The organism is Streptomyces finlayi (assembly GCF_014216315.1).
GTDB classification, from domain to species: Bacteria; Actinomycetota; Actinomycetes; order Streptomycetales; family Streptomycetaceae; genus Streptomyces; species Streptomyces finlayi_A.
Window position 1 is genome coordinate 1499306 of the sequence record NZ_CP045702.1, and the last position, 24821, is coordinate 1524126.

General features: G+C 71.5%; 21 protein-coding genes, 1 pseudogene and 1 riboswitch. Of the genes and pseudogenes, 6 read left to right on the forward strand and 16 right to left on the reverse strand.

Features of this window, described 5'->3' with window-relative positions; genetic code table 11:
- Positions 1-3: 3 nt before the first annotated feature.
- From F0344_RS06835 to F0344_RS06845, 3 genes are all read right to left on the reverse strand, one after another.
- On the reverse strand, positions 4-300 hold the full coding sequence (locus F0344_RS06835; protein WP_030577297.1) for a DUF4193 domain-containing protein: 297 nt from the start codon (positions 298-300) through the stop codon (positions 4-6).
- Between the two features lie 405 nt (positions 301-705).
- The gene (locus tag F0344_RS06840; protein ID WP_185297923.1) at positions 706-1938 is read right to left on the reverse strand and encodes a sensor histidine kinase; all 1233 of its coding nucleotides are present in this window, start codon (positions 1936-1938) and stop codon (positions 706-708) included.
- Between the two features lie 7 nt (positions 1939-1945).
- On the reverse strand, positions 1946-2599 hold the full coding sequence (locus F0344_RS06845; protein WP_073721987.1) for a response regulator transcription factor: 654 nt from the start codon (positions 2597-2599) through the stop codon (positions 1946-1948).
- Positions 2600-2969: 370 nt separating this feature from the next.
- On the opposite strand from F0344_RS06845, the gene F0344_RS06850 reads away from it, so the two are divergent.
- A complete protein-coding gene (locus F0344_RS06850) occupies positions 2970-3143 on the forward strand; it encodes a hypothetical protein (RefSeq protein WP_185297924.1) in 174 nt (57 codons plus the stop codon).
- A 102-nt stretch (positions 3144-3245) separates the two neighbouring features.
- Here the strand turns inward: F0344_RS06850 and F0344_RS06855 are convergent, their stop codons facing one another.
- Entirely contained in the window at positions 3246-4046 is an 801-nt protein-coding gene (locus tag F0344_RS06855) for an inositol monophosphatase family protein (protein ID WP_185297925.1), read from the reverse strand.
- 55 nt (positions 4047-4101) lie between these two features.
- A complete protein-coding gene (locus F0344_RS06860; protein ID WP_185297926.1) occupies positions 4102-5229 on the reverse strand; it encodes a ferrochelatase in 1128 nt (375 codons plus the stop codon).
- Between the two features lie 127 nt (positions 5230-5356).
- Here F0344_RS06860 and F0344_RS06865 point away from each other — a divergent pair, with 127 nt between their 5' ends.
- Positions 5357-6604, forward strand: a complete 1248-nt coding sequence (locus tag F0344_RS06865; RefSeq protein WP_185297927.1) for an MFS transporter — start codon at positions 5357-5359, stop codon at positions 6602-6604.
- Positions 6561-7883 carry a D-arabinono-1,4-lactone oxidase gene (locus F0344_RS06870; RefSeq protein WP_185297928.1) on the forward strand — a complete coding sequence of 441 codons (1323 nt, stop codon included), beginning with the start codon at positions 6561-6563 and terminating at the stop codon, positions 7881-7883. Before F0344_RS06865 ends, F0344_RS06870 begins: the two co-directional genes overlap by 44 nt.
- Positions 7884-7907: 24 nt before the next feature.
- Here F0344_RS06870 and F0344_RS06875 read toward each other — a convergent pair whose 3' ends face one another.
- Positions 7908-8951 (reverse strand): hypothetical protein, encoded by a 1044-nt coding sequence (locus tag F0344_RS06875; RefSeq protein WP_185297929.1) that lies wholly within the window; start codon positions 8949-8951, stop codon positions 7908-7910.
- A gap of 496 nt (positions 8952-9447) precedes the next feature.
- Between F0344_RS06875 and sepH the strand changes: the two genes are divergently transcribed.
- Positions 9448-10512 carry a septation protein SepH gene (gene sepH, locus F0344_RS06880; RefSeq protein WP_185297930.1) on the forward strand — a complete coding sequence of 355 codons (1065 nt, stop codon included), beginning with the start codon at positions 9448-9450 and terminating at the stop codon, positions 10510-10512.
- Between the two features lie 90 nt (positions 10513-10602).
- Here the strand turns inward: sepH and F0344_RS06885 are convergent, their stop codons facing one another.
- Complete coding sequence (locus F0344_RS06885; RefSeq protein WP_185297931.1) at positions 10603-11433, reverse strand: sulfurtransferase; 831 nt, start codon at positions 11431-11433, stop codon at positions 10603-10605.
- Between the two features lie 236 nt (positions 11434-11669).
- Here F0344_RS06885 and F0344_RS06890 point away from each other — a divergent pair, with 236 nt between their 5' ends.
- Positions 11670-12446, forward strand: a complete 777-nt coding sequence (locus F0344_RS06890; protein ID WP_185297932.1) for a VOC family protein — start codon at positions 11670-11672, stop codon at positions 12444-12446.
- A 15-nt stretch (positions 12447-12461) separates the two neighbouring features.
- Here the strand turns inward: F0344_RS06890 and F0344_RS35515 are convergent, their stop codons facing one another.
- The 6 genes and pseudogenes from F0344_RS35515 to F0344_RS06920 all read right to left on the reverse strand — a co-directional run bounded on the left by F0344_RS35515 (position 12462) and on the right by F0344_RS06920 (position 20675).
- The gene (locus tag F0344_RS35515; RefSeq protein WP_258049719.1) at positions 12462-13670 is read right to left on the reverse strand and encodes an MFS transporter; all 1209 of its coding nucleotides are present in this window, start codon (positions 13668-13670) and stop codon (positions 12462-12464) included.
- A gap of 568 nt (positions 13671-14238) precedes the next feature.
- Positions 14239-14907: pseudogene (locus F0344_RS35520) on the reverse strand (serine/threonine-protein kinase); the annotation flags it as partial.
- 275 nt (positions 14908-15182) lie between these two features.
- Entirely contained in the window at positions 15183-15833 is a 651-nt protein-coding gene (locus F0344_RS06905) for a thymidine kinase (protein ID WP_185297935.1), read from the reverse strand.
- Between the two features lie 50 nt (positions 15834-15883).
- Positions 15884-17071, reverse strand: a complete 1188-nt coding sequence (locus F0344_RS06910) for an alkaline phosphatase family protein (protein WP_185297936.1) — start codon at positions 17069-17071, stop codon at positions 15884-15886.
- Positions 17071-17667, reverse strand: coding sequence for a DUF5998 family protein (locus F0344_RS06915; RefSeq protein WP_185297937.1), 597 nt, complete (start codon positions 17665-17667; stop codon positions 17071-17073). The genes F0344_RS06910 and F0344_RS06915 overlap by 1 nt, the downstream gene beginning before the upstream one ends.
- 86 nt (positions 17668-17753) lie before the next feature.
- Positions 17754-20675: a bifunctional acetate--CoA ligase family protein/GNAT family N-acetyltransferase gene (locus F0344_RS06920; protein ID WP_185297938.1), complete on the reverse strand. Its 2922-nt coding sequence runs from the start codon at positions 20673-20675 to the stop codon at positions 17754-17756.
- Positions 20676-20837: 162 nt separating this feature from the next.
- Here F0344_RS06920 and F0344_RS06925 point away from each other — a divergent pair, with 162 nt between their 5' ends.
- Positions 20838-21119, forward strand: a complete 282-nt coding sequence (locus F0344_RS06925) for an HPr family phosphocarrier protein (protein ID WP_185297939.1) — start codon at positions 20838-20840, stop codon at positions 21117-21119.
- 159 nt (positions 21120-21278) lie between these two features.
- Here F0344_RS06925 and F0344_RS06930 read toward each other — a convergent pair whose 3' ends face one another.
- The 3 genes from F0344_RS06930 to F0344_RS06940 all read right to left on the reverse strand — a co-directional run bounded on the left by F0344_RS06930 (position 21279) and on the right by F0344_RS06940 (position 24805).
- Positions 21279-21992, reverse strand: coding sequence for a GntR family transcriptional regulator (locus F0344_RS06930; protein WP_185297940.1), 714 nt, complete (start codon positions 21990-21992; stop codon positions 21279-21281).
- A gap of 212 nt (positions 21993-22204) precedes the next feature.
- Positions 22205-23020, reverse strand: a complete 816-nt coding sequence (locus F0344_RS06935) for a M23 family metallopeptidase (RefSeq protein ID WP_185297941.1) — start codon at positions 23018-23020, stop codon at positions 22205-22207.
- Between the two features lie 13 nt (positions 23021-23033).
- Positions 23034-23201, reverse strand: a riboswitch (cyclic di-AMP (ydaO/yuaA leader).
- Positions 23202-23422: 221 nt separating this feature from the next.
- Positions 23423-24805, reverse strand: a complete 1383-nt coding sequence (locus F0344_RS06940; protein ID WP_185302547.1) for a M16 family metallopeptidase — start codon at positions 24803-24805, stop codon at positions 23423-23425.
- Between the last annotated feature and the right edge of the window lie 16 nt (positions 24806-24821).

Sequence of the window (24821 nt, forward strand, 5' to 3'; positions counted from 1 at the left end):
GACCTAGTCGCAGTCGCGGCAGATCGGCTGGCCGTTCTTCTCGCGGGCCAGCTGGCTCCTGTGATGCACGAGGAAGCAGCTCATGCAGGTGAACTCGTCGGCCTGCTTGGGCAGGACCCGTACGGCCAGTTCCTCGTTGGACAGGTCTGCTCCGGGCAGTTCCAGTCCTTCGGCCGCGTCGAATTCGTCGACGTCGACGGCGGACGCGGCCTTGTCGCTCCGACGAGCCTTGAGCTCTTCGAGGCTGTCCTGGTCCACGTCGTCGTCTGTCTTGCGTGGGGTGTCGTAATCCGTTGCCATGTCGCTCTCCCCCTCTTGGGTTTCTGCGGTGTCTCCAGCGCACGTAACGCGTGAGAGGCCGGGCTTGTGCCCGACCTGAGGCGGAGATTTTGCCTCACATCAAGGTCTGTTACTCAATCGACACCCAAACGCGCCCCTCGGGAGAGGTCGGCTTGGGTGGCGATGGGGACCGTACACGGTCCTGATACTGCGGTTCACAGGCGCTACCCCGTGTACTTCCCGTGATAACAACCCCCGAAAACCCGGACGATTCCCGGCTTTCCGACGGTGCTGCGATCACGGAGAGTGGAAGACGGAGTTTTAGCATCTGTGATCGATCGCACAGGGAATCACCGGGAACGGGTCCCGAAAATTCCGCCTAAAGCGAACAGTGCGATCCATTGCGGCCTCACACCACGAACCCTCTCAGACCGGCAGGGTGACGCGCATCACAAGACCACCGCCCTCGCGAGGCTCCGCGATGATACGGCCTCCGTGGGCCCGCGCGACGGATCGCGCGATCGACAGGCCGAGTCCGACCCCCTTGTCGCTGCCCGTCCGCTCCGTACGCAGCCGCCTGAAGGGCTCGAAGAGGTTGTCGATCTCGTACGCGGGCACCACGGGGCCCGTATTCGAGACGACGAGGAGCGCCTGTCCGGGCTGCACCTCCGTGGCCACCTCGACCCAGCCATTTTCGGCCACGTTGTAGCGGACGGCGTTCTGTACGAGGTTCAGCGCGATCCGCTCCAGCAGGACACCGTTGCCCTGGACGACGGCAGCGGCCCTCTCGCCGCGGATCTCCACGCCCTTGGCCACGGCCTCCGCGTGCGCCTGGTCGATGGCGCGCTCCGCGACCTCGGCCAGATCCACGGGTTTCCGTTCGACGTTCTGGTTGTCGCTGCGGGCGAGCAGCAGGAGCCCTTCGACCAGCTGCTCACTGCGCTCGTTGGTGGCCAGCAGGGTCCTGCCGAGCTGCTGGAGCTCCGGTGGGGCCTCCGGGTCGGAGAGGTGGACCTCCAGGAGCGTGCGGTTGATGGCGAGCGGGGTGCGCAGCTCGTGCGAGGCGTTCCCGACGAACCGCTGCTGGGCGGTGAAGGCCCGCTCCAGACGGTCCAGCATGTCGTCGAAGGTGTCGGCCAGCTCCTTCAGCTCGTCGTCCGGTCCGTCCAGCTCGATCCGGCGGGAGAGATCGGTTCCGGCCACCCTGCGGGCGGTGCGGGTGATCCTGCCCAGTGGGGACAGCACCCGGCCCGCCATGGCGTAACCGAAGGCGAAGGCGATGATGCTGAGGCCCACGAGGGCCAGGAGCGAGCGGTTGAGCAGCGTGTCGAGGGCCTGCTTGCGCTGGTGGTTGACGCAGATGTTCATGGCCGCGTTGAAGGCGTCGGGCGTGGCATTCTTGGGAAGGTCGCACACCTCACTGGTGACCTCGCCGGTCACGATCTTGAACGGGAGCTCACTGCCCACGTGCAGGGCCTGCGCCGCCAGCATGTAGATGATCGAGAGCAGCAGAATGCCCGCGATCAGGAACATGCCGCCGTAGAGCAGCGTGAGCCGTATGCGGATGGTCGGGCGCAGCCAGGGGTACTGGGGCTCCTGCTGTTTGGGCTCCCAGGTCGGCTTCGGTGGCGCTGTCACGGGCGCCGGGGCGGCGGGCACGGCGTCCTCAGATCCGGTATCCGGAACCGGGCACCGTGACGATGACGGGCGGTTCTCCGAGCTTGCGGCGCAGGGTCATCACCGTCACGCGCACCACGTTGGTGAACGGGTCGGTGTTCTCGTCCCACGCCTTCTCCAGCAACTGCTCGGCCGAGACGACCGCGCCCTCGCTGCGCATCAGGACCTCCAGTACGGCGAACTCCTTCGGCGCGAGCTGGATCTCCTGCTCGTCCCGGAAGACCTCGCGGCGGTTGGGGTCGAGCTTGATCCCCGCACGCTCCAGGACCGGCGGCAGCGCGACCGTCGTGCGGCGCCCGAGGGCACGTACCCGCGCGGTCAGCTCGCTGAAGGCGAAGGGCTTGGGGAGGTAGTCGTCCGCGCCGAGCTCCAGCCCCTCCACGCGGTCGCTGACGTCTCCGGAGGCGGTGAGCATGAGCACCCTGGTGGGCATCCCCAGCTCGACGATCCTGCGGCAGACGTCGTCGCCGTGGACCAGCGGGAGGTCCCGGTCCAGCACCACCACGTCGTAGTCGTTGACCCCGACACGCTCCAGGGCCGCGGCTCCGTCGTAGACCACGTCGACGGCCATGGCCTCCCGGCGCAGTCCGGTGGCCACCGCATCGGCGAGCAGTTGCTCGTCCTCGACGACGAGTACGCGCACGGCGCTGTCCTTCCTTAGGTACTTCGGCAGATCACGATGACGAACGGCCCTGGTCCGGGCCGCACCGCCGCACGGCCGGCAGAGTGACTGTGCGCGTCCATCCTGCCCGCAACGCGCATAAACCGGCGGTAAGACGACGCGGTACCGGCAGCGGTCCCGGGGAATGCGGAGGATTCACGGGCCAGTTGAGGTTTCTGGCGGATCCGGGCTGGGGATGACGACTTCACACCCGAGATCACACCCTGCACGTGGCATGACACTGCCCGTTCTGTCCCCCTGGGGAAGGCGTGATCACCCGCCCTCCGGCCCTCGGCCGGAGGAACCCCCGGGCACACCCCCGTGCCACCGACCCACGATGAAGGGGCGCTCCATGGACGCTTTCACCGCAGGTCTGCTGCAACGCATCAAGAACACCGAGTCCGACCTCACGAGGGCGCGCGAGACAGGTGACGACTTCCTCGCGGATGTCGAGCAGGGAGAGCTGGACGACCTGCGCCGCCTCGCGGCAGAACACGGCGTCGAAGTCAGCACCACAAGCGTCTGAGCCGTCGCAGGAGGGCCTCGGCTGCCATGACAGGCAACCGGGGCCCTCCTCCGTGTCCGTGCTCCCCCAGGGTCCCGCCAGGGGCCCCCTCGCGCCCGCCGGTCAGTCGTGCCAGGCGCCCAGCTCTTCCAGCAGCGCCTGAAGAGGTTCGAAGACACCGGGGCCGGCGGCCACCGTCAGTCCGCCGTCGGCGGGCCGTCCCGGACGTCCGCCGGTGAGCGCGCCCGCCTCCCGGGCGATGAGGTCGCCGGCGGCGAGGTCCCACGGGTGCAGTCCGCGCTCGTAGTAGCCGTCGAGACGGCCCGCCGCGACATCGCACAGGTCCACGGCGGCCGAGCCGCCCCGGCGGATGTCCCGCAGCCGCGGGATGAGCCGCGCGGCCACGGCCGCCTGGTGGGTGCGGACGTCGGTGACGTAGTTGAAGCCCGTCGAGACGAGCGCCTGGTCGAGCGGGGGCGCGGGGCGGCAGCGCAGCGCGGCGCCGTTCGCGTACGCACCGCCGCCGAGCACCGCGTGGTACGTCTCACGGCGCATCGGGGCCTCGACGACGCCGACGATCCGCTCGCCGTCGCGTTCCGCCGCGATGGAGACCGCCCAGGTGGGCAGGCCGTAGAGGTAGTTCACCGTGCCGTCGAGCGGGTCGATGACCCAGCGGATACCCGTACGGCTCTCGGAGCTCGCGCCCTCCTCGCCGAGGAAGCCGTCGCCGGGGCGGCGCTCGGAGAGGTAGCCGGTGATCAGTTTCTCGGCGGCGATGTCCATCTCGGTGACGACGTCGATGGGGCTGGACTTGGTCGCGGCCACCCCCAGGTCCGCCGGGCGGCCGTCGCGCAGCAGGGCGCCGGCCCGGCGGGCCGCCTCCAGGGCGAGGTCGAGGAGTTCGGTCAGGAAGGGGTCGGTCACGGTGCTCCCAGAAGTGTTGCGGTCACGGCGCGCCCCCGGGGCGCGGGACAAGGGCCTAGGCGTACGGGCTGTCGGCGCCCGCAGCCGCCGGCTTCGGGGTCCGGGCGGGGCAGCAGCCGGCCGGGCAGAGATCGTGACTCGGCCCGAGCGCGCCCAGGGCGCACCGCTCCACGGCCCGGCCCCGTTCGGTCGCGGTGCGTTCCGTGACCAGCTCACGGACGGCCGCGGCGAACCGGGGGTCCGCGCCGACGGTCGGGGACCTGCGTACGGGCAGACCGAGCTCGGCGGCCTTGGCGGTGGCCTCGGTGTCGAGGTCGTACAGGACCTCCATGTGGTCCGAGACGAAGCCGATGGGGACCATGACCACCCCGGTGGCGCCCTCGCCGTGGACGGCCTCCAGGTGGTCGCAGATGTCGGGCTCCAGCCACGGGATGTGCGGGGCGCCGCTGCGGGACTGGTAGACGAGCTGCCACGGGTACGCGGTGCCGGTCCGCTCGCGCACCGCGCCGACGATCACCCGGGCGACGTCGAGGTGCTGGGCGACGTAGGCACCCCCTTCGCCGTGCGCCTCCTCGGGGCCCGAGGTGTCGGCGGCGGAGGTGGGGATGGAGTGCGTCGTGAAGGCGAGGCGCGCGCCCGCCCTGACGTCCTCGGGCAGGTCGGCCAGCGCGGCCAGCACGCCCTCCGTCATGGGCTCCACGAAGCCCGGGTGGTTGAAGTAGTGCCGCAGCTTGTCGACACGCGGCACGGGCAGCCCCTCGGCCTCCAGGACCGCGAGCGACTCGGCGAGGTTCTCGCGGTACTGGCGGCAGCCGGAGTACGAGGCGTAGGCGCTGGTGGCCAGCACCGCGATCCGGCGGTGCCCGGCCGTGGTCATCTCACGCAGGGTGTCAGTGAGGTACGGCGCCCAGTTCCGGTTGCCCCAGTACACCGGGAGGTCCAGGCCGTGTTCCGCGAAATCTCTTCGCAGGGCGTCCAGCAGGGCCCTGTTCTGCCCGTTGATGGGGCTGACACCGCCGAACAGGAAGTAGTGCTTGCCGACTTCCTTCAGGCGCTCCTCGGGGATACCTCGGCCACGGGTCACGTTCGCCAGGAACGGAACCACGTCGTCCGGGCCTTCGGGGCCACCGAAGGAGAGCAGCAGCAGGGCGTCGTAGAGAGCGGGATCGCGCAGATCGGACATGGAACCGATCCTGCCACCCGGGTCCGACAGTGCGGCAGCCGACATCCACCGAGGTGTCGGACGCCCGGTTCCGCCCGTAAGCTGTATCGGCCATCTTCACGTGTGACAGGCTCGACCGGAGTGCCCCTTGCCCAGCCCCTACCGCGCCATCTTCGCCGCCCCGGGTTCCAAGGGATTCTCGACGGCCGGCTTCCTCGGACGGATGCCCCTGTCGATGATGGGGATCGGCGTCGTCACCATGGTCTCCCAGATCACCGGCCGGTACGGGCTGGCCGGCGCGCTCGCGGCCACCCTGGCGATGGCCGCGGCGGTCTTCGGTCCGCAGATCTCCCGGCTGGTCGACCGGTACGGGCAGCGCAGAGTGCTGCGTCCGGCCACGCTCGTCTCGGTGGCCGCGGTCACCGGACTGCTCGTCTGCGCCCAGCAGCGGTGGCCCGACTGGACCCTGTTCGTCTTCGCAGCGGGCGTCGGCTGCGTACCCAGCGTGGGCGCGATGACCCGGGCCCGCTGGGCGGACATCTACCGGGGCTCACCCCGCGAGCTGCACACCGCGTACGCGTGGGAGTCGATCATCGACGAGGTGTGCTTCATCTTCGGACCGATCATCTCGATCGGGCTCTCCACCGCGTGGTTCCCCGAAGCCGGTCCGCTGCTGGCCGGTGTGTTCCTGGCGATCGGCGTCTTCTGGCTGACCGCGCAGCGCGCCACCGAACCGCTCCCGCATCCCAAGTCGGCGCAGTCCCGCGGCTCGGCGCTCCGCTCCCCCGGCCTCCAGGTCCTGGTGATCACCTTCGTGGCTACCGGAACGATCTTCGGAGCGGTGGACGTGGTCACCGTGGCCTTCGCCGAGGAGCAGGGCCACAAGGCGGCTGCCAGCCTCGTACTGGCCGTCTACGCCCTGGGCTCGTGCCTCGCCGGAGCGGTGTTCGGACTGATGCACCTCAAGGGCAGACCGTCCACCACCTGGCTGGTGGGCGTCTGCGTGATGGCCGTGAGTATGATCCCCCTCCAACTGGCCGGGAGCCTGCCGTTCCTGGCCGTGGCGCTCTTTGTCGCGGGCCTCTCCGTCGCACCGACGATGGTGACCACCATGGCCCTCGTCGAGCAGCACGTACCGCGCGCCGAACTGACCGAGGGCATGAGCTGGACCGGCACCGGGCTCGCGGTCGGAGTGGCGCTCGGCTCCTCGGCCGCCGGCTGGGTGGTCGACACGTCCGGAGCGGAGGCGGCGTACGTGGTCCCCGTCGTGGCGGGAGCGCTCGCGGCCGCGGTGGCGTTCCTGGGGTATCGCCGGCTGTCGAAGCCGGTACCTACGGGAGGGCGCGGGGAAGATGAGCGACACCTACGCACGGACGACGACGAGCGCGTGGCGTAACTGGGCGGGGAACGTCACCGCCCGGCCACTACGGGCGGTGACCCCCGCCTCTGTGGACGAGCTCGCCGAGGTGCTCCGCAGGGCGTCCGAGGACGGCCTGAAGGTGAAGCCGGTCGGCACGGGCCATTCGTTCACGGCGGCCGCGGCCACCGACGGCGTGCTGATACGTCCCGATCTGCTCACCGGCATCCGGGACATCGACCGTACGTCGATGACGGTGACGGCGGAGGCCGGCACCCCGCTGAAGCGGCTCAACCTCGCGCTCGCCCGTGAGGGACTCTCCCTCACCAACATGGGCGACATCATGGAGCAGACGGTCGCCGGGGCCACGTCGACCGGCACGCATGGCACCGGCCGCGACTCGGCGTCCATATCCGCCCAGATCCGCGCCCTGGAACTGGTCACGGCGGACGGCACGGTGCTGCGCTGTTCCGAGGCGGAGAATCCCGACGTCTTCGCCGTCGCCCGCCTGGGGCTCGGTGCCCTCGGTGTGATCACCGCGATCACCTTCGCCGTGGAGCCCGTCTTCCTGCTGACGGCCCGTGAGGAGCCGATGACCTTCGACCGGGTCACCGCCGACTTCGACCGGCTCTTCACCGAGAACGAGCACTTCGAGTTCTACTGGTTCCCGCACACCGGCAACTGCAACACCAAGCGCAACAACCGCAGCGCGGGTCCGGCCGCACCGCCCGGCAGGGTCGGCGCCTGGGTCGATGACGAATTGCTCTCGAACGGCGTCTTCCAGGTCGCCTGCTCGCTCGGCCGCGCGGCCCCCGCGACGATTCCGTCGATCGCCAGGCTCTCCAGCCGGGCCCTTTCGGCCCGCACGTACACCGACATCCCGTACAAGGTCTTCACCAGCCCGCGCCGGGTCCGCTTCATGGAGATGGAGTACGCGCTGCCGCGGGAGAGCGCCGTCGAGGCGCTGCGCGAGGTCAAGGCGATGATCGACCGCTCACCCCTGCGAATCAGTTTCCCCGTGGAGGTCAGGACCGCGCCCGCCGACGACATCGCGCTCTCGACGGCCTCGGGCCGGGAGAGCGCGTACATCGCCGTGCATCTGTACCGGGGGACGCCCTACCAGGCGTACTTCACCGCGGTGGAACGGATCATGACCGCGCACGGCGGGCGCCCGCACTGGGGCAAGATCCACACCAGGGACGCCGCGTACCTGGCCGGGGTCTACCCCCGGTTCGGTGAGTTCACCGCCGTACGGGACCGACTCGACCCGGACCGGATGTTCGCGAACGACTACCTGCGCCGGGTGCTTGGCGACTGAACGGAGCCGTACGGGTGACCGGGGTCAGCCGGCGGTTCCCGCGTCCCCGGCCGCCTCGTCCTGCCGCGCCGGAGCCCCGGGCGTCCCGGCCGGGTCCGGGGTGGTGGTGGCACCGTCCGACGGCGTCGTCGGGGTGGGCGTGGGAGTCGGATTCGTCTCGTCGGAACCGGAGCCGGAGGGCGTGGGCGTCGGGCCGGTTGCCGTGCCGTCACCTGCCTGACCGGGGTTCGGGTCGGTGCTCGCACCGTCGCCCTGGTCCGTTCCCGGTGCGGTGCCCGTGCCGGTGCCGGACGGCGCTTCCTGCTCGGTGCCCCGCTCCTGGCCGGTGCTGCCGGACGGCGCGGGTCCGGCCGGCCCGGAACCCTGGTCCTCACCCCGTACGACGGAGCCGAAGGTCGTACCCCGGCCGCCGCTCAGGTCGTTGCCCGAGACGAGCTCGAAGGCGGTGATCCCGAGCATCGCCAGCACGAAGACCGCGACGGCCGCGAGCGCCGGCTTCCGCCGGCCCCGGTTGCGCGTGCCGTGCGTGGTGGCGCCGCGGAACGCGTCGTCCGGCTTCGGCGGCTGCGTGCCGTCCGGGTCGGCCCTCAAAACCTGCGTACGGTCCGGATCCGGCTTCAGGAGCTCCGTACGGTCGAGGCCCAGCATCCGGGTGCGGTCGAGGTCGGTCCCCACCGTCCCCACCGTCCCCACCGAACGCACGGTCCGCACGGTCCGCAATACGGTCGTCGCGTCGTCCACCGGCTGCCGCGGGGCCTGCCGTCCGCGCCCCGCCGAGGTCGTCTCCCTCGTCCGTACGGTCACCTGGCGGCCCGCCGGGTGCTTCACCTGGACCGTGACCTCGCGGATCTGCTCACCCGTGCGGCGGAAGAAGTGCTGGAACACGGAGCCCCCGCAGGTGGCCACGATGCTCATCACGCCCGCGCCGGCGATCGTCCCGTACACGCCCAGCCGCGAGGCCATGACGGCCGCGGCGACCGCTGCCACCGCACTGCCCGCGACCTGCGGCAGACTCAGATCGATACGCCTTTCCTTCGGCTCCGCGTCGCTTTCCGGCTTATCAACCATTACCTGCCCCTGCTTGGCTTCTCTCCCACCGTGCAACAAGAAGGGACCTTTGAGCGAAGTGAATAGTTCCGCTTCCGGTGATTCTGTGAAGCAGGACACGCATTGCACACATATGACCGGTCGGTGCAGGAGTCAACTCCCGTACCCCGCGAGAACCTCAGCGGCGCGCCGGTCCACCCGCGTGGCCCGAATGGAGTACTGTGGCGAGCCCTGGGGCCGGACTCCCGCATGGGTTTCCGCGCCTTACGGGAGGGGGCCGAAGACGGCACTCGAACCGGCGGCGCCGCGGCATCGCACGGCGCCTGCGACATGCGGTGACCACCCGGTCACCGTGCGTCGCGCACAGGTAACCGTGCCATCGCGGTGTTCAAGGGCCAAGGCCCGACACGCCGCGTAACTTGGAAAGGTTGTGGCAGGCTGCACCCGGGCAGGCCACACTCGACTAGCGGAAGCAGCGACGCACGTGACGTCGGCAGGCACCACCCGGGAGGTTCCCATGCCCGAACTGCGTGTCGTGGCCGTCTCAAACGACGGCACACGACTGGTGCTCAAGGCTGCGGACAGCACGGAGTACACGCTTCCGATCGATGAGCGGCTGCGCGCCGCCGTGCGCAACGACCGCGCCCGGCTCGGCCAGATCGAGATCGAGGTGGAGAGCCACCTCAGGCCCCGCGACATCCAGGCCCGCATACGGGCCGGTGCCTCCGCGGAGGAGGTCGCTCAGTTCGCCGGCATCCCCGTCGACCGTGTGCGCCGCTTCGAGGGCCCCGTGCTCGCGGAGCGCGCCTTCATGGCCGAGCGGGCCCGGAAGACTCCCGTGCGCCGTCCCGGCGAGAACGCCGGCCCCCAGCTGGGCGAGGCGGTGCACGAGCGCCTCCTGATGCGGGGCGCCGACAAGGAAACGGTCCAGTGGGACTCCTGGCGCCGCGACGACGGCACCTGGGAAGTCCTCCTGGTCTACCGGGTGGCGGGCGAGCCCCACTCGGCGAGCTGGACCTACGACCCGCCCAGGCGGCTCGTACAGGCGGTGGACGACGAAGCGCGCTCACTGATCGGCGAGACCGACGACGTCGCCGCGCCGGAGCCCAGCTTCCCGTTCGTACCCCGGATCGCACGGCTGCCTCGCGACCGGCCGCTGGACCGCGCCCTGGACCGCCAGATGGAGCGGCCCACTCCGCCACCGCCTCCCGAGCCCGAGGAGCGCATCGGCGGGGTGTCGGCCACCGAGCGCGATTCACTGACGAGCCTCCTGGAGGCCGTACCGAGCTTCCGCGGCGACATGGTCGTACCGGAACGGCCCCAGCAGCCCGAGCCGCCGGCCATCGAACCGGCGGTCCACGAGCCCGAGGCGGACGAGCCGCCCGCGGCGGCGGCCTCCGCCGGAGCGGGGTCGGCGTACGCGGACGTACTGATGCCCCGCGCGGTGGCCGGGCATCGCGACCGGCTCACCGGGACGACGGACCGGCAGGCCGAGGCCGACGGTGTCCGTCCCGGCCGCCGGGCAGCGGTGCCGAGCTGGGACGAGATCGTGTTCGGTACGCGCCGGAAGAAGCAGGACTGATCCGGTGACCGCTCTATGACGAGGGCCCGTACGCGACCACGTACGGGCCCTCGCTCTGCCGCGGCGCCGGAGCCGGCACCGCCCGGAGCGTTACTGCGGGTCCGGGCCCGTCGCGACCGGCCGGGACGCGTCGGAGGACCACTCGGACCAGGAGCCCGCGTACAGAGCCGCCCGGTGTCCGGCGAGCTCCAGCGCCAGCACCTCGTGGGCACCGGAGACTCCCGAACCGCAGTAGACGCCGATCGCACCGGCGTCCCCGTCGGCTCCCAGCCCGCCGAACCGTGCGGCAAGCCGCTCGGCCGGCAGGAACCGGCCGTCCTCGCCGACGTTCTCCGCCGTCGGCGCCGAGACGGCGCCCGGAATATGACCGCCGACCCGGTCGATCGGCTCCACGTCACCTCGGTAGCGCTCGGCGGCCCGCGCGTCGAGCAGCAGCCCGGAACGGGCGAGTGCGGCGGCCGCATCCGCGTCGAGCAGCGGCAGCGCCCCCGGCTCCGGCCGGAAGTCGCCCTCGGCGGGCGTCGGCGTCCCGGTCGAGAGCTCGCCGGACCAGGCCGCGAGACCGCCGTCCAGCACCCTGACGTCAAGATGCCCGGTCCAGCGCAGCAGCCACCAGGCTCGGGCCGCGGCCCAGCCCTGACCACCGTCGTAGACCACCACGGGGGTGTCGCGGGAGACCCCGGCGCGGCGCATCACCGCCCCGAACTCCTCCGGGTCGGGCAGGGGGTGCCGGCCGCCCTTGCCCGCCGGTCCCGCGAGCTCCGCGTCGAGATCGACGAAGACCGCACCGGGCAGGTGCCCGGCTTCGTAGTCGGGGCGGCCGTGCGGACCACCCAGTTGCCAGCGGATGTCCAGGAGCACCGGCGGACGTGGCCCCGCCGACTCGCTCGCACATTCGGATGCGGTGATGATGGGCTTCATGCCTGCCATCCTCGCGCAGGATCCACCCGGCTCGTAGCGGCCGCCGACAGGGACATGTCCACACGAATCGGAACACCCATGTCGAGAAGCCGTCGTAATGCGGCGCGGCCGGGGCCCGTCTCGCGTCAGGTGGTGCAAGCATCTGCACGGACGTACATCATTCCCCCACCCCCGGGCCGGTGTACCGGTCCTGTCCTTTCGTACGGCCACACAATGGTCCGAGGAGAGAGAAGACGATGACCGAGGCTGCCGAGCGGCGCACACCCGGAACGCCGTGCTGGGTAAGTCTGATGGTGCACGGGCTGACGGGCACCCAGGAGTTCTACGCGGCCCTGTTCGGCTGGGAGTTCCGGCCGGGGCCCGCTCAGCTGGGACCGTACGTCCGGGCACTGCTCGACGGCAAGGAGGTCGCGGGGCTCGGACAGCTGGCCCCCGACCGGCACCTGCCGATCGCCTGGACGACCTATCTCGCCACCGACGACGCCGACCTCACCGCGGAGACGATCCGTTCCTGCGGGGGAACGGTCGCGGTCGGGCCCCTCGACGCGGGCGAGGCCGGCCGGCTGGCCATCGCCTCCGACCCGAGCGGGGCGGTCTTCGGTCTCTGGCAGGCAGCCGCCCACCTCGGTACGGCCCTGGAGGGCGCCCCGGGGACCCCGGTCTGGAACGAGCTGGTGACCCGGGAGACCGCGACGGTCGGCAAGTTCTACCAGGCGGTCTTCGGCTTCGAGACGGAGGCGGAGGTCTCCGCCGACTTCGACTACCAGACACTGCGCCTGGACGGCCGCCCCGTGGCCTCGATGCATGGTGTGGGGCACGCGCTGCCGCGCGACCGGGGACCGCACTGGATGACCCACTTCGAGGTCGCCGACACCGACGAGGCCGCGGCCCGGGTGGTCGAGCTCGGCGGGCACGTCCTGCAGCCCCCGGCCGACGGCGCGACGGGGCGGCTGGCGACCGTCTCGGACCCGGAGGGCGCGCTCTTCACGATCGTACGGTCGGCCGCTCGCTGATCCGGGCCGCCCGGCTCAGCCCCGCCGTCCCCCGGGTGCCTTCACGGTGATCACCAGACCGGCCATCAGGCCGGCGAGGAGCACGCTGCCGATCGCCCAGGGGAGTGTGGCGGTGTAGGCACCGAGCAGTTCGCCGGTGAGCTCCTCGGCCGGCACCGCGTGCAAGCTGGCCGTGACGACCGTGCTGAGCACCGCCGAGCCCAGCATGAGACCCAGGTGCTGGGCCGCCGTGATGGCCGCGGACACGGCTCCCGCGCGGTGCGGGCCGACGGCCGCGGTGGCGACGGCGAGGAGCGGCATGAAGGCCAGACCCGTGCCGAAGCCGGTCAGGACCATGCCGGGCAGGATCTGGGCCGCGTAGGCGGCATCCGCCTCCAGGCCGGTCAGGAACAGCATTCCGACGGCCGTGATCACCAGCCCCGGCACGATCAGGACCCGGGGCGCGACCCGGCCCATCAGGCGCGCGGACACCTGCGTGGAGCCGATGACGAGCGCGACGATCATGGGCAGAAAAGCCGCACCGACCATGACGGGGGCGTATCCGCCGACGCTTGGGAGAGAGAAGGCCAGGACCGCGAACGAGAGCAGGGCACCGACGCCGGCCAGGAGCATGGCGAGGAAGCAGCCGAGGCGGTCATGGCCTCTGACCTCGGACGAGGCGACGGTCGCCGCGGGGATGGACTCCGTCCGCGTGGTCTGCCACGCCAGGAAGACCACGAGCAGGATGATGCCCAGCACGAGCGGCACCACGACCAGCGGGACCGTCCAGCCGCGCGGCTCCCCTTCGGACAGGCCGTAGGTGAGGGCGAGGAGTCCGCCGGTACCGAGCAGCGTCCCGACCGTGTCGGGGCGGGCGTCGGTGCGGCGGGGGGCGTCGCGCGGCAGCGTCAGCGCGCCGACGAGGATGATCACGGCGAGGGCGACGCCGGTGTACAGGGACCACCGCCACATCAGGATCTCGAGGAGCCATCCACCGGCGGCCAGTCCCAGCGCCGAGCCGCCGCCCGCGATCACGGCGTAGACGCCGAATGCCGTGCGCCGTTCCTTCGCATCGGTGAAACCGCTGACCACCAGGGCGAGAGCGGACGGCGTCACCAGCGCGCCGGCGACACCCTGCAGCAGACGCGCCACCACCAGGATGAGCGAATCGCCGGCCGAGCCGGCGAGCGCGGAGGCGAGCGCGTATCCGACGAGGCCGATGATCAGAGTGGGTCTGCGCCCCACGCGGTCCGCGAGGTATCCGCCGTAGCAGCAGCAGTCCACCGAAGCCGAGCGCGTAGGCCGTGAACATCAGGGTGACGTCGTCACGGGACATCGCCAGATCGGCCTGGACGGAAGGAACGGCCATGATGAACGCCTCCGCGTCGAGCAGCACCAGCAGCTGCGCGAGGGCGATCACCACCAGTCCCCACCAGCGCCTGGAGTGTGGGGGCGCGGCGTCCTGGAAGCCGGGTGGGGCCGGTTGTGCGGGCCAGGCGCCCGGGAGCGGGCCCGGCGGCGGACCGAAACCGGGCGCGAAGCCCGCGTGCGCCGGAGCCGTGGGAACGTACGCGGGCGGCGCGGGAAGCGGCTGGGGCCGCACGGCCGGAATGCGGGGGTCCGGGTCTGGTTGTACGACCGGTGTCTGGACGGGCAGTTCGGGGGCGTAGTCCAGCAACGCGGCAGCGTGACGGCCCAGTTGCGCCAGGACCGCGCCCGGCAGCCACTCCCCGGCCGGGGCCTTCGCCGTGCGCTCGGCGACCTGCTGGGGCGTGGGCCGCTTGGCCGGGTCCTTCTCCAGGCAGTCGCGTACGAGTTCGACGAGCGTCTCCGGTACGCCGGTCAGGTCCGCCTCGTCCTCGGCGATCCGGAAGAGGTGGGCGGGCAGGCCGGTGTCCGCGGCGCCGAACAGGAGGCGCCCGGTGGAGGCGTGGACGAGGACTGCGCCCAGGCAGAAGACATCGCTGGCCGGGGTGAGTTCGAGGCCGCGCACCTGTTCCGGTGACATGAAGCCGGGGGAACCGATCAGCATGCCGGTACGGGTGTGCAGGCTGTCCCCGGCGAGGCTGTCCATGGCCCGTGCGATACCGAAATCGATGACGCGGGGGCCGTCGACGGTGACGAGGACGTTGGACGGCTTCAGGTCACGGTGGATCAGACCCGCCTCGTGCACGCCCCGCAGAGCGAGGGCGAGGCGGTTGGCGAGGGTGTGTACCGAATGCTCGGGCAGGGGACCGTAGTCCTCGGCCACGACCGTACTCAGGTCGGGCCCCGGGATGTACTGGGTCGCCACCCAGGGGATGGCGGCCTCGGGGTCGGCGTCGAGCACCGCCGCCGTCCAGCTCCCGCCGACCCGCCGCGCGGCGGCCACCTCACGGGCGAAGCGCCTGCGGAACTCTGAGTTCCCGGCGTACTCGGCCTGCACGACCTTCACGGCCACGGTGCGTCCGGCTTCGGAGCGCCCCAGATAGACCAGCCCCATGCCGCCCTCACCCAGCCGGGCGATCAGGCGGTACGGGCCTATGTGTGCCGGGTCATCGGCGGTCAGCTGCTTCACTCGAGAAAGATAGTCCGGCTGTCCCGAGGGAGGTGAGGTGATCGGCCGAATCGTGTCGGGCGGAGTTGACGGGCAGGAAGTCCGGGGCGAGGTGAACTTGATCCGCTTTGAGGGGCATCCACGCGTGTCTCCTCGCCCGGCTCGGGTCACCGGCGCCCGCGCACCCGGCAGTGAACGACGGCCGTTTCGGCCGACACCCCTCAGTCGGAGGCCACCGGCAGGACGTCGGGCGAGAGCGCGCCGGCGTGGACCGAACCGCTCGTCATACGGCGACGATGGTGACGCCGGCACAACACCTCGTAGCCGACCTCCGCAGCGGGGCTGCTCACGTCACCGACGACGACCTGCGCGCCTTCCACCACCATCTCGCCGCCCACCGTGCGGGCGTTGTGCGTGGCACGCGCCCCGCACCAGCACAGTGCCTCCACCTGCAAGGTCTCCACGCGGTCCGCCAGCTCGAACAGCCGCCGCGAACCGGGGAAGAGCTTCGTGCGGAAGTCCGTGGTGATACCGAAGGAGAAGACGTCCAGGCCCAAGTCATCCACGATCCGCGCGAGTTGATCGATCTGCACCGGCTCCAGGAACTGCGCCTCGTCCACGATCAGGTAGTCGACCCTGCCGCCCTGCGAGACCCTGTCGACGACATAGGCGTACAGATTCATGCCCTGCACCGCCTCGACCGCCTCGGTCACCAGCCCGAGCCGTGAAGAGAGCTTCCCCTCCCCCGCACGGTCGTCCCGGGTGAAGTTCAGACCCTGAAGCCCTCTCGCCGACCGGTTGTGGGCGATCTGGAGAGCCAGTGTGCTCTTTCCGCAGTCCATCGTTCCGGAGAAGAACACAAGCTCGGGCATGAGGGGTTGAGCACCTTTCGGGCGGGCGTGACGCGGAGGGAGAAGAGGGCTTACGAGCGTACTTCGAGCAGGGGGACCAGCTGTTCGACGGAGGTCATCGAGCCGTGCATGCCGACCATCGCCGACTCGTGCGGTTCCTGGACGGACGCGGTGATCACCACGTCGTCGTGGGCGGCCGCCACCACGTCGCCGATCCTGCCGTGGACCCGCTCGTCGATCCGGGGGCCGAACCAGCCCGCCGCGATGGCCTCGTCCCGGCTCGCCACCCAGAACCGCTCGCCGAGCACTTCCTGCCAGACGGTCAGGACGTCGGCCTCGGCGCCGGGGACCGCGTACACATGACGGGCCCTGCCCTCGCCGCCGAGCAGCGCGACTCCCGCGCGCAGCTCCCAGTCCTCGTCGAAGTCGATCCGGGACTGCTCGTCGAAGGGGATGTCGATCATGCCGTGGTCTGCCGTGATGTACAGCGCCGAGCGGGGCGGAAGCTGCTCCGCCAGGCGCCGGGCGAGACCGTCGACGTACATCAGCTGGCCGCGCCAGGCGTCGGAGTCGATGCCGAACCGGTGACCCTTGCCGTCGACCTCGCTGTAGTACGTGTAGACCAGGGAACGGTCGCCCGCGGCCAGCCGTTCGGCGGCGATGTCCATGCGGTCCTCGCCGGTGAGCCGGCCGAGGAAGGAGCCGCCACTGAGCGCGACCTTGGTGAGCGGGGTGTGCTCGAAGGTGGGCGCGGACACCTGTGCGGTACGCACGCCGGCGGCGTCGGCGAGCTTGAAGACGGTGGGATTGGGCTGCCAGATCTTGGGTTCGGTCCAGGGGCGCCAGCGGAGCTGGTTCATCAGCGCGCCGGTCTCCGGATTACGGACCGTGTAGCCGGTGAGGCCGTGCTCCCCGGGCGGCAGCCCCGTACCGACCGAGGCGAGCGAGGTCGCGGTGGTCGACGGGAAGCCCGCCGTGATCGGGCGGCCCGTGCCACCGCGCGAGGACGACAGCAGGGAGTGCAGGAACGGAGCCTCGTCGGGGTGGGACCTGATCTGCTCCCAGCCGAGCCCGTCGATCAGGAACACGCAGTTCCGGTCGGCGGGGGCGAGTTCGGGGATCGTGGCCTCGAATCCCGGTACGCCCTGGCCGGCGACGAGCGTCGGCAGCAGGTCGGCGAGCGAGCCGCTCCCGTACTCGGGGACCGGGGCGGTGTCGAGGGGGAGCAGAACGGGGTCCTGCCACGCGGGCTGGACCATCAGCGGCCGGTCGCCGCGGTCGCCGCCGTCGCCTCGGAGAGCGCCTGGGCGAACGCGAGCGTCTCGCGCACGGTGTCCGGGCCGTCACCGGCCTCGCTGACCCGCAGGCTCAGGTCGTCCGCGGTCGAGCTGCCGGTGTACCCGTGGTCGGCCTCGCAGTTGGGGTCACCACAGGCGGCGGGCTCCAGGTCGATACGGGAGACGGCGCCCCAACCGATCGTGAGGACGACCTCGCGGGGCAGGGTCCCCGGCACGTACTTCTCCGGGTTGGCCACGACGCGGCTGAGCACGACGGACGAGATCCGGTCGAGCTTCACCGACTCGGTGGAAGTGGTGGCGAACGGCGTCGGCGAGTCCGTGTCCGCGGTCTGCTCGTCCGTGTGGCTGACGATGAAACGGTTGTCCGTCAGGACGAGCACCGTGACGTGGCGGCGCACCTCGTTGGAGTCGAAGGTGGTCTCCTGGTGCACCAGGTACGAAGCGACCGGCTCTCCGCCGACGGCGGCCTCCACCGCCTCGGCCACTAGGGCCGGGTAGTAGCCACTGCGCTCGATCGCCGCGCGCAGCCCCTGGGTCGTCGTACCGGTCTTTGCCATAGGGACCATCCTACGGGGGCCCGGTGGCTGCCGGGCACGCTGTGCGGCAGGTGCGGCGGGCGGAGGGCGGGACGCACGGAGCACGCTCAGTAACTGGGGAGGCGGCGGGGGCCGAGGTCACTGCGGGCGGGGGGCGGGGCGAGCCGGACGCTCGCTCCGAGGACGGTGAGCCCGGCCGTGGCCACGACCACGGGTTCGAGCGCGACGGAGACCACCTCCGGATGGTCGTCCACCAGCCGCGACACCCGGAGCAGCAGTTCTTCGAGCGCAGGGGTGTCGACGGGCGCGGAACCGCGCCAGCCGAAGAGCATCGGCGCCGCCTTGATGGACCTGACCAGCTCGGCGGCGTCCCGGTCGGTGGCCGGGACCAGCCGGTGGGCGGTGTCTCCGAGCAGTTCGGACGGGGCGCCCGCGAGGCCGAAGGAGAGCACCGCGCCCGCCGCCGCGTCGATCGAGGCGCGGACGACGGTGTCGACTCCGCGCGGCGCCATGGCCTGGACGACCGGCTGGAGTTCGGTCGCCTTCCCGAGGAGTCCGGTCAGCTCGCCGTACGCCCGCCGCAGCTCGCTCTGGTTGGCGAGGTCGAGCCGGACGCCTCCGAGGTCGGCGCGGTGACGCAGGTGGGGGGCGGTGGTCTTGAGCGCCACGGGGTAGCCGAGCCGCTCTGCGGCGGCCGCGGCCGCCTCCGGGGACGGCGCGGGCAGCGTGGGCCGGACGGTGATGCCGTAGGACCCGAGCAGCTCGCGCGCCTCGTCATGGGTGAGCGGACGGCCGCGGGGATCGGGGCCGGGGCCCAGCAGTGCGCCGATCAGGCGGGCCGCCCGGGCCTCGTCGACGGTGTCCTCGAAGTCGGGCACCTTGCCGGGGACGGCCGCCTGCCGGCGCCACTGCGCGTACCTCACCGCTTCGGCCAGCGCCCGGACGGCGCGCTCTGCGGCGGGGTAGGCGGGGATTCGGCCGACATGTGCGGGGGTGCCCGTGGCGGGCTCCGTGGCGGTCCCGGGGGCGGTCTCCGTGGCGGTCTCGGCGATCGACGGGGTGGCCGCCGGTTGCCGTGCGGGGGCGGTCCCGGCGGCCGGGGTGGCCGCCGGTTGCCTGGCGGGGGCCGCCCCGCGTGCCCCGCGGGCGGGAGTGACCGTGCCGGCGGCCGCGGCCAGGGCCTCGGCCAGGCCGCCGATCTCCACGTGGACCACCGCGACGGGCTTGGCGGGGCCGGTGGCCGCCGCGTCGCGCAGAGCCGCGGCCAGGACCTCGCCGTCGCCCGTCTCCGCCTCGCCGTTCTCCCCCACCCAGGGGATCGCGGTCACGATCACGGCGTCGCAGGTCTGGTCACCCAGCGCCCCGGCCAGCGCGTCCCGGAAGTCCTGTGGACTCGCCGCCGTGGTCAGGTCGAGGGGCGGGCGCGGACGCAGTCCCTCCGCGAGGCAGGCGTCGTACGTGAGCAGACCCAGCGACTCCGAGTTCCCGAGGATCGCTACGCGGGGGCCGGCCGGGAGCGGCTGGCCGGCGAGGAGCAGGCCCGCGTCGACCATCTCCGTCACCGTGTCGACGCGGATCACCCCCGCCTGGCGCATCAGCGCGGAGACCGTCGCGTCGGGGATCCGGCTGACGGGCACCGCGTGGCCGGGCGGGTTGGAACCGCTGTGCCGGGCGCCCTTCACCACGACGACCGGTTTCACGGCCGCGGTGCGCCGTGCGAGGCGGGTGAACTTGCGCGGGTTGCCCAGCGATTCGAGGTAGAGGAGGGCGACGTCGGTGTCCTGGTCCTCGTACCAGTACTGGAGGAAGTCGTTTCCTGAGACATCGGCCCGGTTGCCCGCCGAGATGAACGTGGACAGGCCGGCCCCGCGCCGGTGCAGTCCGGACAGCAGCGCGATGCCGATCGCGCCCGACTGGGTGAAGAGCCCTATGTGGCCGCGGGCGGGCGACTCGGGGGCGAGGGAGGCGTTCAGCCGGACGGCTTCGGAGGTGTTGATGATGCCGAAGGCGTTCGGGCCGATGATCCTCATGCCGTACGAGCGGGCCTGGCGGACGAGTTCGCGCTGCCGCTCGCGCCCCTCGGTGCCCTGTTCGGCGTATCCGGCGGAGAGGACGACGAGGCCGCGGACGCCGTGCTCACCGCAGTCGGCGACGGCCTCGGGCACCCGCTCGGCAGGCACGGCGAGTACCGCGAGGTCGACCCGCTCGTCGATCTCGCCGACGGACCGGTGCGCGGGGACGCCGTCGATCTCGGCCAGGTCCGTACCGAAGGCCCGGTTCACGGCGTACGTACGTCCCGTGTAGCCGGAGCCGAGCAGGTTGCGCAGCACGGTGCGGCCGACCCCGCCGTGGGTGCGGCCGGTGCCGACGACGGCGACGGAACCGGGGGCGAGGAGCCGCTGCACCGAGCGCGACTCGGCGCGCTGCTCGCGGCCGCGCTGGACGGCGAGGGATTCCGCCGTGGGTTCGAGGTCGAGCGTGAGGTGGACGGAGCCGTCCTCGAAGCTGCGCTGCTGGGTGTAGCCGGCGTCGCGGAACACCTTGATCATCTTGTTGTTGGCGGGCAGCACCTCGGCGGCGAAGCGGCGGATACCCCGCTCGCGGGCGACCGCCGCGATGTGTTCGAGGAGCGCGGACGCCACCCCGCGGCCCTGGTGGGCGTCCTGGACGAGGAAGGCGACCTCGGCCTCGTCGGCGGGCGCGGTGGCGGGCCGGCCCTGTGCGTCGATGCGGTCGAAGCGCACGGTGGCGATGAACTCGCCGCCGGTCGTGACGGCGAGCCCGACCCGGTCGACGTAGTCGTGATGGGTGAAGCGCCGCACGTCCTTGGCGGAGAGACGCGGATACGGGGCGAAGAAGCGGTAGTACTTCGACTCGTCGGAGACCTGCTCGTAGAAGCTGACCAGCCGCTCGGCGTCGTCGGTCGTGATCGGTCTGATGCGCGCGGTGCCACCGTCGCGGAGCACCACGTCCGCTTCCCAGTGGTCGGGGTACGCGTGATGCGGACTCTGTTCCGGCGTGGGCTGCATGGGCAAAGCCTACGGCTGACGCACCGGTCGCGGAGCGATCGGGGCCGAGGCAGTCTGAGGGTGCTCGGCCGGCCGCCGCGGCCGGGCCCGGGACCGGGCACGGCAGTGCGGACTGCATGAGAGACTGGTCTAGACAACCATTGATTCGTGAAGGGCAGAACCATGGCTGAGCGCCGCGTCAACGTCGGTTGGGCCGAGGGCCTGCACGCCCGCCCCGCTTCCATCTTCGTCCGTGCCGCCACGGCCTCCGGCGTCCCCGTGACGATCGCCAAGGCCGACGGCAACCCGGTGAACGCCGCGTCGATGCTCGCGGTACTCGGCCTGGGCGCCACCGGAGGCGAGGAGATCGTGCTCGCGTCCGAGGCGGACAACGCCGAGGTCGCCCTGGACCGTCTGGCCAAGCTCGTCGCCGAAGGGCTCGAGGAGCTTCCGGAGACGGTCTGATTCCAGCCGGATCCAACCGGATTCAATTCTGCGACGGAGTCGCGGCGTCCCTGAACGGATGCCGCGACTTCTTCGTTTCCGAAAAGCGTCGAGGGACGAATTCGCGCAGCACGAAGAAAGCCCTTCGCGGAATTACCTTATTTGCATACGGCGCAATTGTTAATGCCGGACGCCCGCGATGTGTACGGGATGTTGCGAAGTGCTCACCCGCGACGGCGCGGGACCGGACCCCGGACGGCCGGGCCGGGCCGGGCGCCGCAGCCGATGGGCCGCCGCAGCCCGCTCCGCGTGCTGGACTGCCAGCGCTCTGGCCCGGTCCGCGTCCCCCCGGGCGACCGCGTCCACGATCGCCCCGCGCTCGGCCCAGGACTCCGCGGGACGCGCGGGCTGATCGACGGCGTACATCCAGGCGATCTTGTGCCGGAGCTGGGTGAGCAGCGCGATGAGGCCGGGGCTGCCCGATGCCTGCGCGAGCGTCTCGTGGAACCAGCCGCCCAGGGAGCGCAGGTCCTCGCCATCACCCCGCCGTACTCGCTCCTGACCCAGTCTGACGAGGCCGCGCAGCACCTTGAGGTGCGCCTCGGTGCGCCGCTGTGCCGCCCGCGCCGCACCGAGCGGTTCCAGCAGCATCCGGACCTCCAGGAGATCGGCGGCCTCCTGCTCGGTGGGCTCGGCCACGCATGCGCCGGCATGGCGGCGCGTGACCACGAACCCCTCGGACTCCAGCGTGCGCAGGGCCTCGCGCACCGGGACGCGCGAGACCCCGTAACGACGCGCGAGCACCTCCTCGGTGAGGCGGCTGCCGCGATCGAAGACACCGGAGACGATGTCGTCACGGATTGCCGTGCATACCGAATGCGCGGGAATGCGCATGTCCGAACCTCCGCCTTAATCCCCGCGAAACGCGGCCGATCGACGCCTGTTCTGCGACTCTATTGCAATGAGCCCGAATTTCCGACGGCAGAACGGAATCCAGGGATATCTTCTGACCCCGCGGAGCTTCGGCGGACAGAGTCCGGGTGGTACGCCGAAGGCCCCGGCGGGAAGCCGGGGCCTTCGTGAAGCGCGGGGACGCGGCGCGTGGATCAGACGTTCACACCGTGCGAGCGCAGGTACGCGACGGGGTCCATGTCGGAGCCGTACTCGGGGCTGGTGCGGGCCTCGAAGTGCAGGTGCGGTCCGGTGGAGTTGCCGGTCGAGCCGGAGATGCCTATCTGCTGCCCGGAGGTGACGCTCTGGCCGACGGAGACGCCGATCGAGGCGAGGTGGCCGTACTGGGTGTACGTGCCGTCCGTCATCCGGAGCACGATGTTGTTGCCGTAGGCACCGCCCCAGCCCGCCTCGACGACCGTGCCGGCGCCGACCGCGACGACGGACGAGCCGGACGCGGCGCGGAAGTCGACACCGGAGTGGCTGCCCGAGGACCAGAGCGAGCCACCGGACTTGTAGCCGGTGGTGACGTAGGAACCGGCGACCGGAAGGTGGAACGAGGTCAGCCGCTTGCGCTCGGCCGCGCGGGCGGCACGGGCCTCGGCCTCGCGGACCTCCGCGGCACGGGCCTTCGCCTTGCGCTCGGCCTCCGCCTTGGCCTTGACCCTGGCTTCCGCCTCGGCCTTGGCCTCGGCGACAGCCTTGGCCTTCGCCTTCGCGGCGGCCTCGGCCTGCTGTTCCTGGGCCATCGCCTGGGCGGCGATCTGGTCGGCGAGGGCGCCGTCGATGGCGATGACCTGGGTCAGGCCGGTGTCGCCGACGGTACGGGCCTCGTCCGCGGCGAGGGCCGGAGTGGCCATCCCGCCGATGACGCCTGTGGTGGCCAGTGCCGCGATGCCGGCGACGCGAGCGCTCTTGCGCGTCAGGCGGCTCGGGGCACGGTGCTTCCCGGTGGCACGGGTGAACGCCATGGAGGGGCTGATCCTTTCCTTCCTTCTCGCCTACCGGGTTAGCTGACGGGTTCGGAGCAGGAAGGTCTCCTACGGACCGTCTCCGCCCCGAAGGAGCGCAGACGTCCGATTCACCCCAGGGACTTCGTGGGTCCCCGGCTCCCCAGGCTCGCGCCTGACGGGGACTCGGCGATGGCTGCCCGGCGCCACGGACGCGGCATACACATGACGGACAGCGGAGCCGACGCTAAACGGGGCCACTTTCAATCACCAAACGGACAGGCTGATTTGTCGTACATCCCACAGAGCAGACAGGTAGCCTTCGCGCCAAAATCGGACAAAAGGAAGGGACCCTGATGGGCAATTTGCCCATCGGGGTCCCTTTGGCACGCTTTTGCAAATGTGTTGAAGAGTGGCCGGACGTCAGCCGCTGACGACCGACACCTCGCCGATTCCCAGCGCGCGGACGGGCTCCGCGATCTGGGACGCGTCACCGACGAGCACCGTGACCAGGCGGTCCACCGGGAAGGCGTTGACCACCGCGGCCGTCGCCTCGACCGTGCCGGTCTCGGCCAGGCGCGCGTAGAGCTGGGCCTGGTAGTCGTCCGGGAGGTGCTGCTCGACCTGGTCGGCGAGGGTGCCCGCCACGGAGGCCGCCGTCTCGAACTTCAGCGGGGCGACGCCCACGAGGTTCTGCACGGCCGTCTCGCGCTCGGCGTCGGTGAGCCCCTCGGCCGCGAGGGTCCGCAGGACCTTCCAGAGGTCGTCCAGCGCCGGCCCCGTGGACTCCGTGTCCACCGAGCCGCTGATGGCGAGCATCGCCGCTCCCGTACGCCCCGAGGGGGAGCCCGGGCCCGTGGAGCGCAGGACCTGCGCGAAGGCGCGTACGCCGTAGGTGTAGCCCTTCTCCTCGCGCAGCACCCGGTCGAGACGCGAGGTGAGGGTGCCGCCCAGGCAGTACGTGCCGAGGACCTGGGCCGGCCAGACGCTGTCGTGCCGGTCGGCGCCGATACGGCCGATCAGCAGCTGCGTCTGCACCGCGCCGGGACGGTCCACGACCACGACACGGCCGCGGTCGTCAGCGGTGATGGGCGGGACCGGACGGGGCTCGGCGGTGTTGCCCGACCAGTCGCCCACGGTCTCCGCGAGGAGCGCGTCCACATCGACCCCGGTGAGATCACCGACGATGACGAGCGTCGCGGTGGACGGACGGACGTGCGCGTCGTAGAAAGCGCGCACGGCCGCGGCGTCGATCCGCGCCACCGTCTCCTCGGTGCCCTGCCGCGGACGCGACATACGCGCCGTGGCGGGGAAGAGCTCCTTGGAGAGCTGCTTGGCCGCCTTGCGGGCGGGGTTGGCCTGCTCGTGCGGGATCTCGTCGAGGCGGTTGCCCACCAGGCGCTCGATCTCGCTCTCGGAGAAGGCAGGAGCCCGCAGCGCTTCGGCGATCAGACCCAGCGCCTTGGTCAGCCGGGAGACCGGGACCTCCAGGGAGACCCGGACACCGGGGTGGTCGGCGTGCGCGTCGAGCGTCGCGCCACAGCGCTCCAGCTCGGCGGCGAACTCCTCCGCGGAGCGCTTGTCCGTGCCCTCGGACAGGGCGCGCGACATGATCGTCGCCACCCCGTCGAGGCCCTCGGGCTCCGCGTCCAGCGGCGCGTCGAGGAAGATCTCCACCGCGACCACCTGCTGACCGGGACGGTGACAGCGCAGCACCGTGAGGCCGTTGGGCAGGGCGCCGCGCTCGGGCGCGGGGAAGGCCCAGGGCCTGGCCACGCCCGCCGTCGGCTGCGGGTGGTACTTCATCGCTACTCCAGTCACA

What these genes read in the sequence shown, in the direction of transcription:
- F0344_RS06870 (WP_185297928.1), top strand. Translation starts at nt 6,561, where the DNA reads ATGAGCGACACCTACGCACGGACGACGACGAGCGCGTGGCGTAACTGG.
- F0344_RS06930 (WP_185297940.1), bottom strand. Translation starts at nt 21,992, where the DNA reads ATGCGCATTCCCGCGCATTCGGTATGCACGGCAATCCGTGACGACATC.
- F0344_RS06915 (WP_185297937.1), bottom strand. Translation starts at nt 17,667, where the DNA reads ATGGCAAAGACCGGTACGACGACCCAGGGGCTGCGCGCGGCGATCGAG.
- F0344_RS06920 (WP_185297938.1), bottom strand. Translation starts at nt 20,675, where the DNA reads ATGCAGCCCACGCCGGAACAGAGTCCGCATCACGCGTACCCCGACCAC.
- F0344_RS06925 (WP_185297939.1), top strand. Translation starts at nt 20,838, where the DNA reads ATGGCTGAGCGCCGCGTCAACGTCGGTTGGGCCGAGGGCCTGCACGCC.
- F0344_RS06850 (WP_185297924.1), top strand. Translation starts at nt 2,970, where the DNA reads ATGGACGCTTTCACCGCAGGTCTGCTGCAACGCATCAAGAACACCGAG.
- F0344_RS06875 (WP_185297929.1), bottom strand. Translation starts at nt 8,951, where the DNA reads ATGGTTGATAAGCCGGAAAGCGACGCGGAGCCGAAGGAAAGGCGTATC.
- F0344_RS06935 (WP_185297941.1), bottom strand. Translation starts at nt 23,020, where the DNA reads ATGGCGTTCACCCGTGCCACCGGGAAGCACCGTGCCCCGAGCCGCCTG.
- F0344_RS06835 (WP_030577297.1), bottom strand. Translation starts at nt 300, where the DNA reads ATGGCAACGGATTACGACACCCCACGCAAGACAGACGACGACGTGGAC.
- F0344_RS06940 (WP_185302547.1), bottom strand. Translation starts at nt 24,805, where the DNA reads ATGAAGTACCACCCGCAGCCGACGGCGGGCGTGGCCAGGCCCTGGGCC.
- F0344_RS06860 (WP_185297926.1), bottom strand. Translation starts at nt 5,229, where the DNA reads ATGTCCGATCTGCGCGATCCCGCTCTCTACGACGCCCTGCTGCTGCTC.
- F0344_RS06890 (WP_185297932.1), top strand. Translation starts at nt 11,670, where the DNA reads ATGACCGAGGCTGCCGAGCGGCGCACACCCGGAACGCCGTGCTGGGTA.
- F0344_RS06885 (WP_185297931.1), bottom strand. Translation starts at nt 11,433, where the DNA reads ATGAAGCCCATCATCACCGCATCCGAATGTGCGAGCGAGTCGGCGGGG.
- F0344_RS06910 (WP_185297936.1), bottom strand. Translation starts at nt 17,071, where the DNA reads ATGGTCCAGCCCGCGTGGCAGGACCCCGTTCTGCTCCCCCTCGACACC.
- sepH (WP_185297930.1), top strand. Translation starts at nt 9,448, where the DNA reads ATGCCCGAACTGCGTGTCGTGGCCGTCTCAAACGACGGCACACGACTG.
- F0344_RS06905 (WP_185297935.1), bottom strand. Translation starts at nt 15,833, where the DNA reads ATGCCCGAGCTTGTGTTCTTCTCCGGAACGATGGACTGCGGAAAGAGC.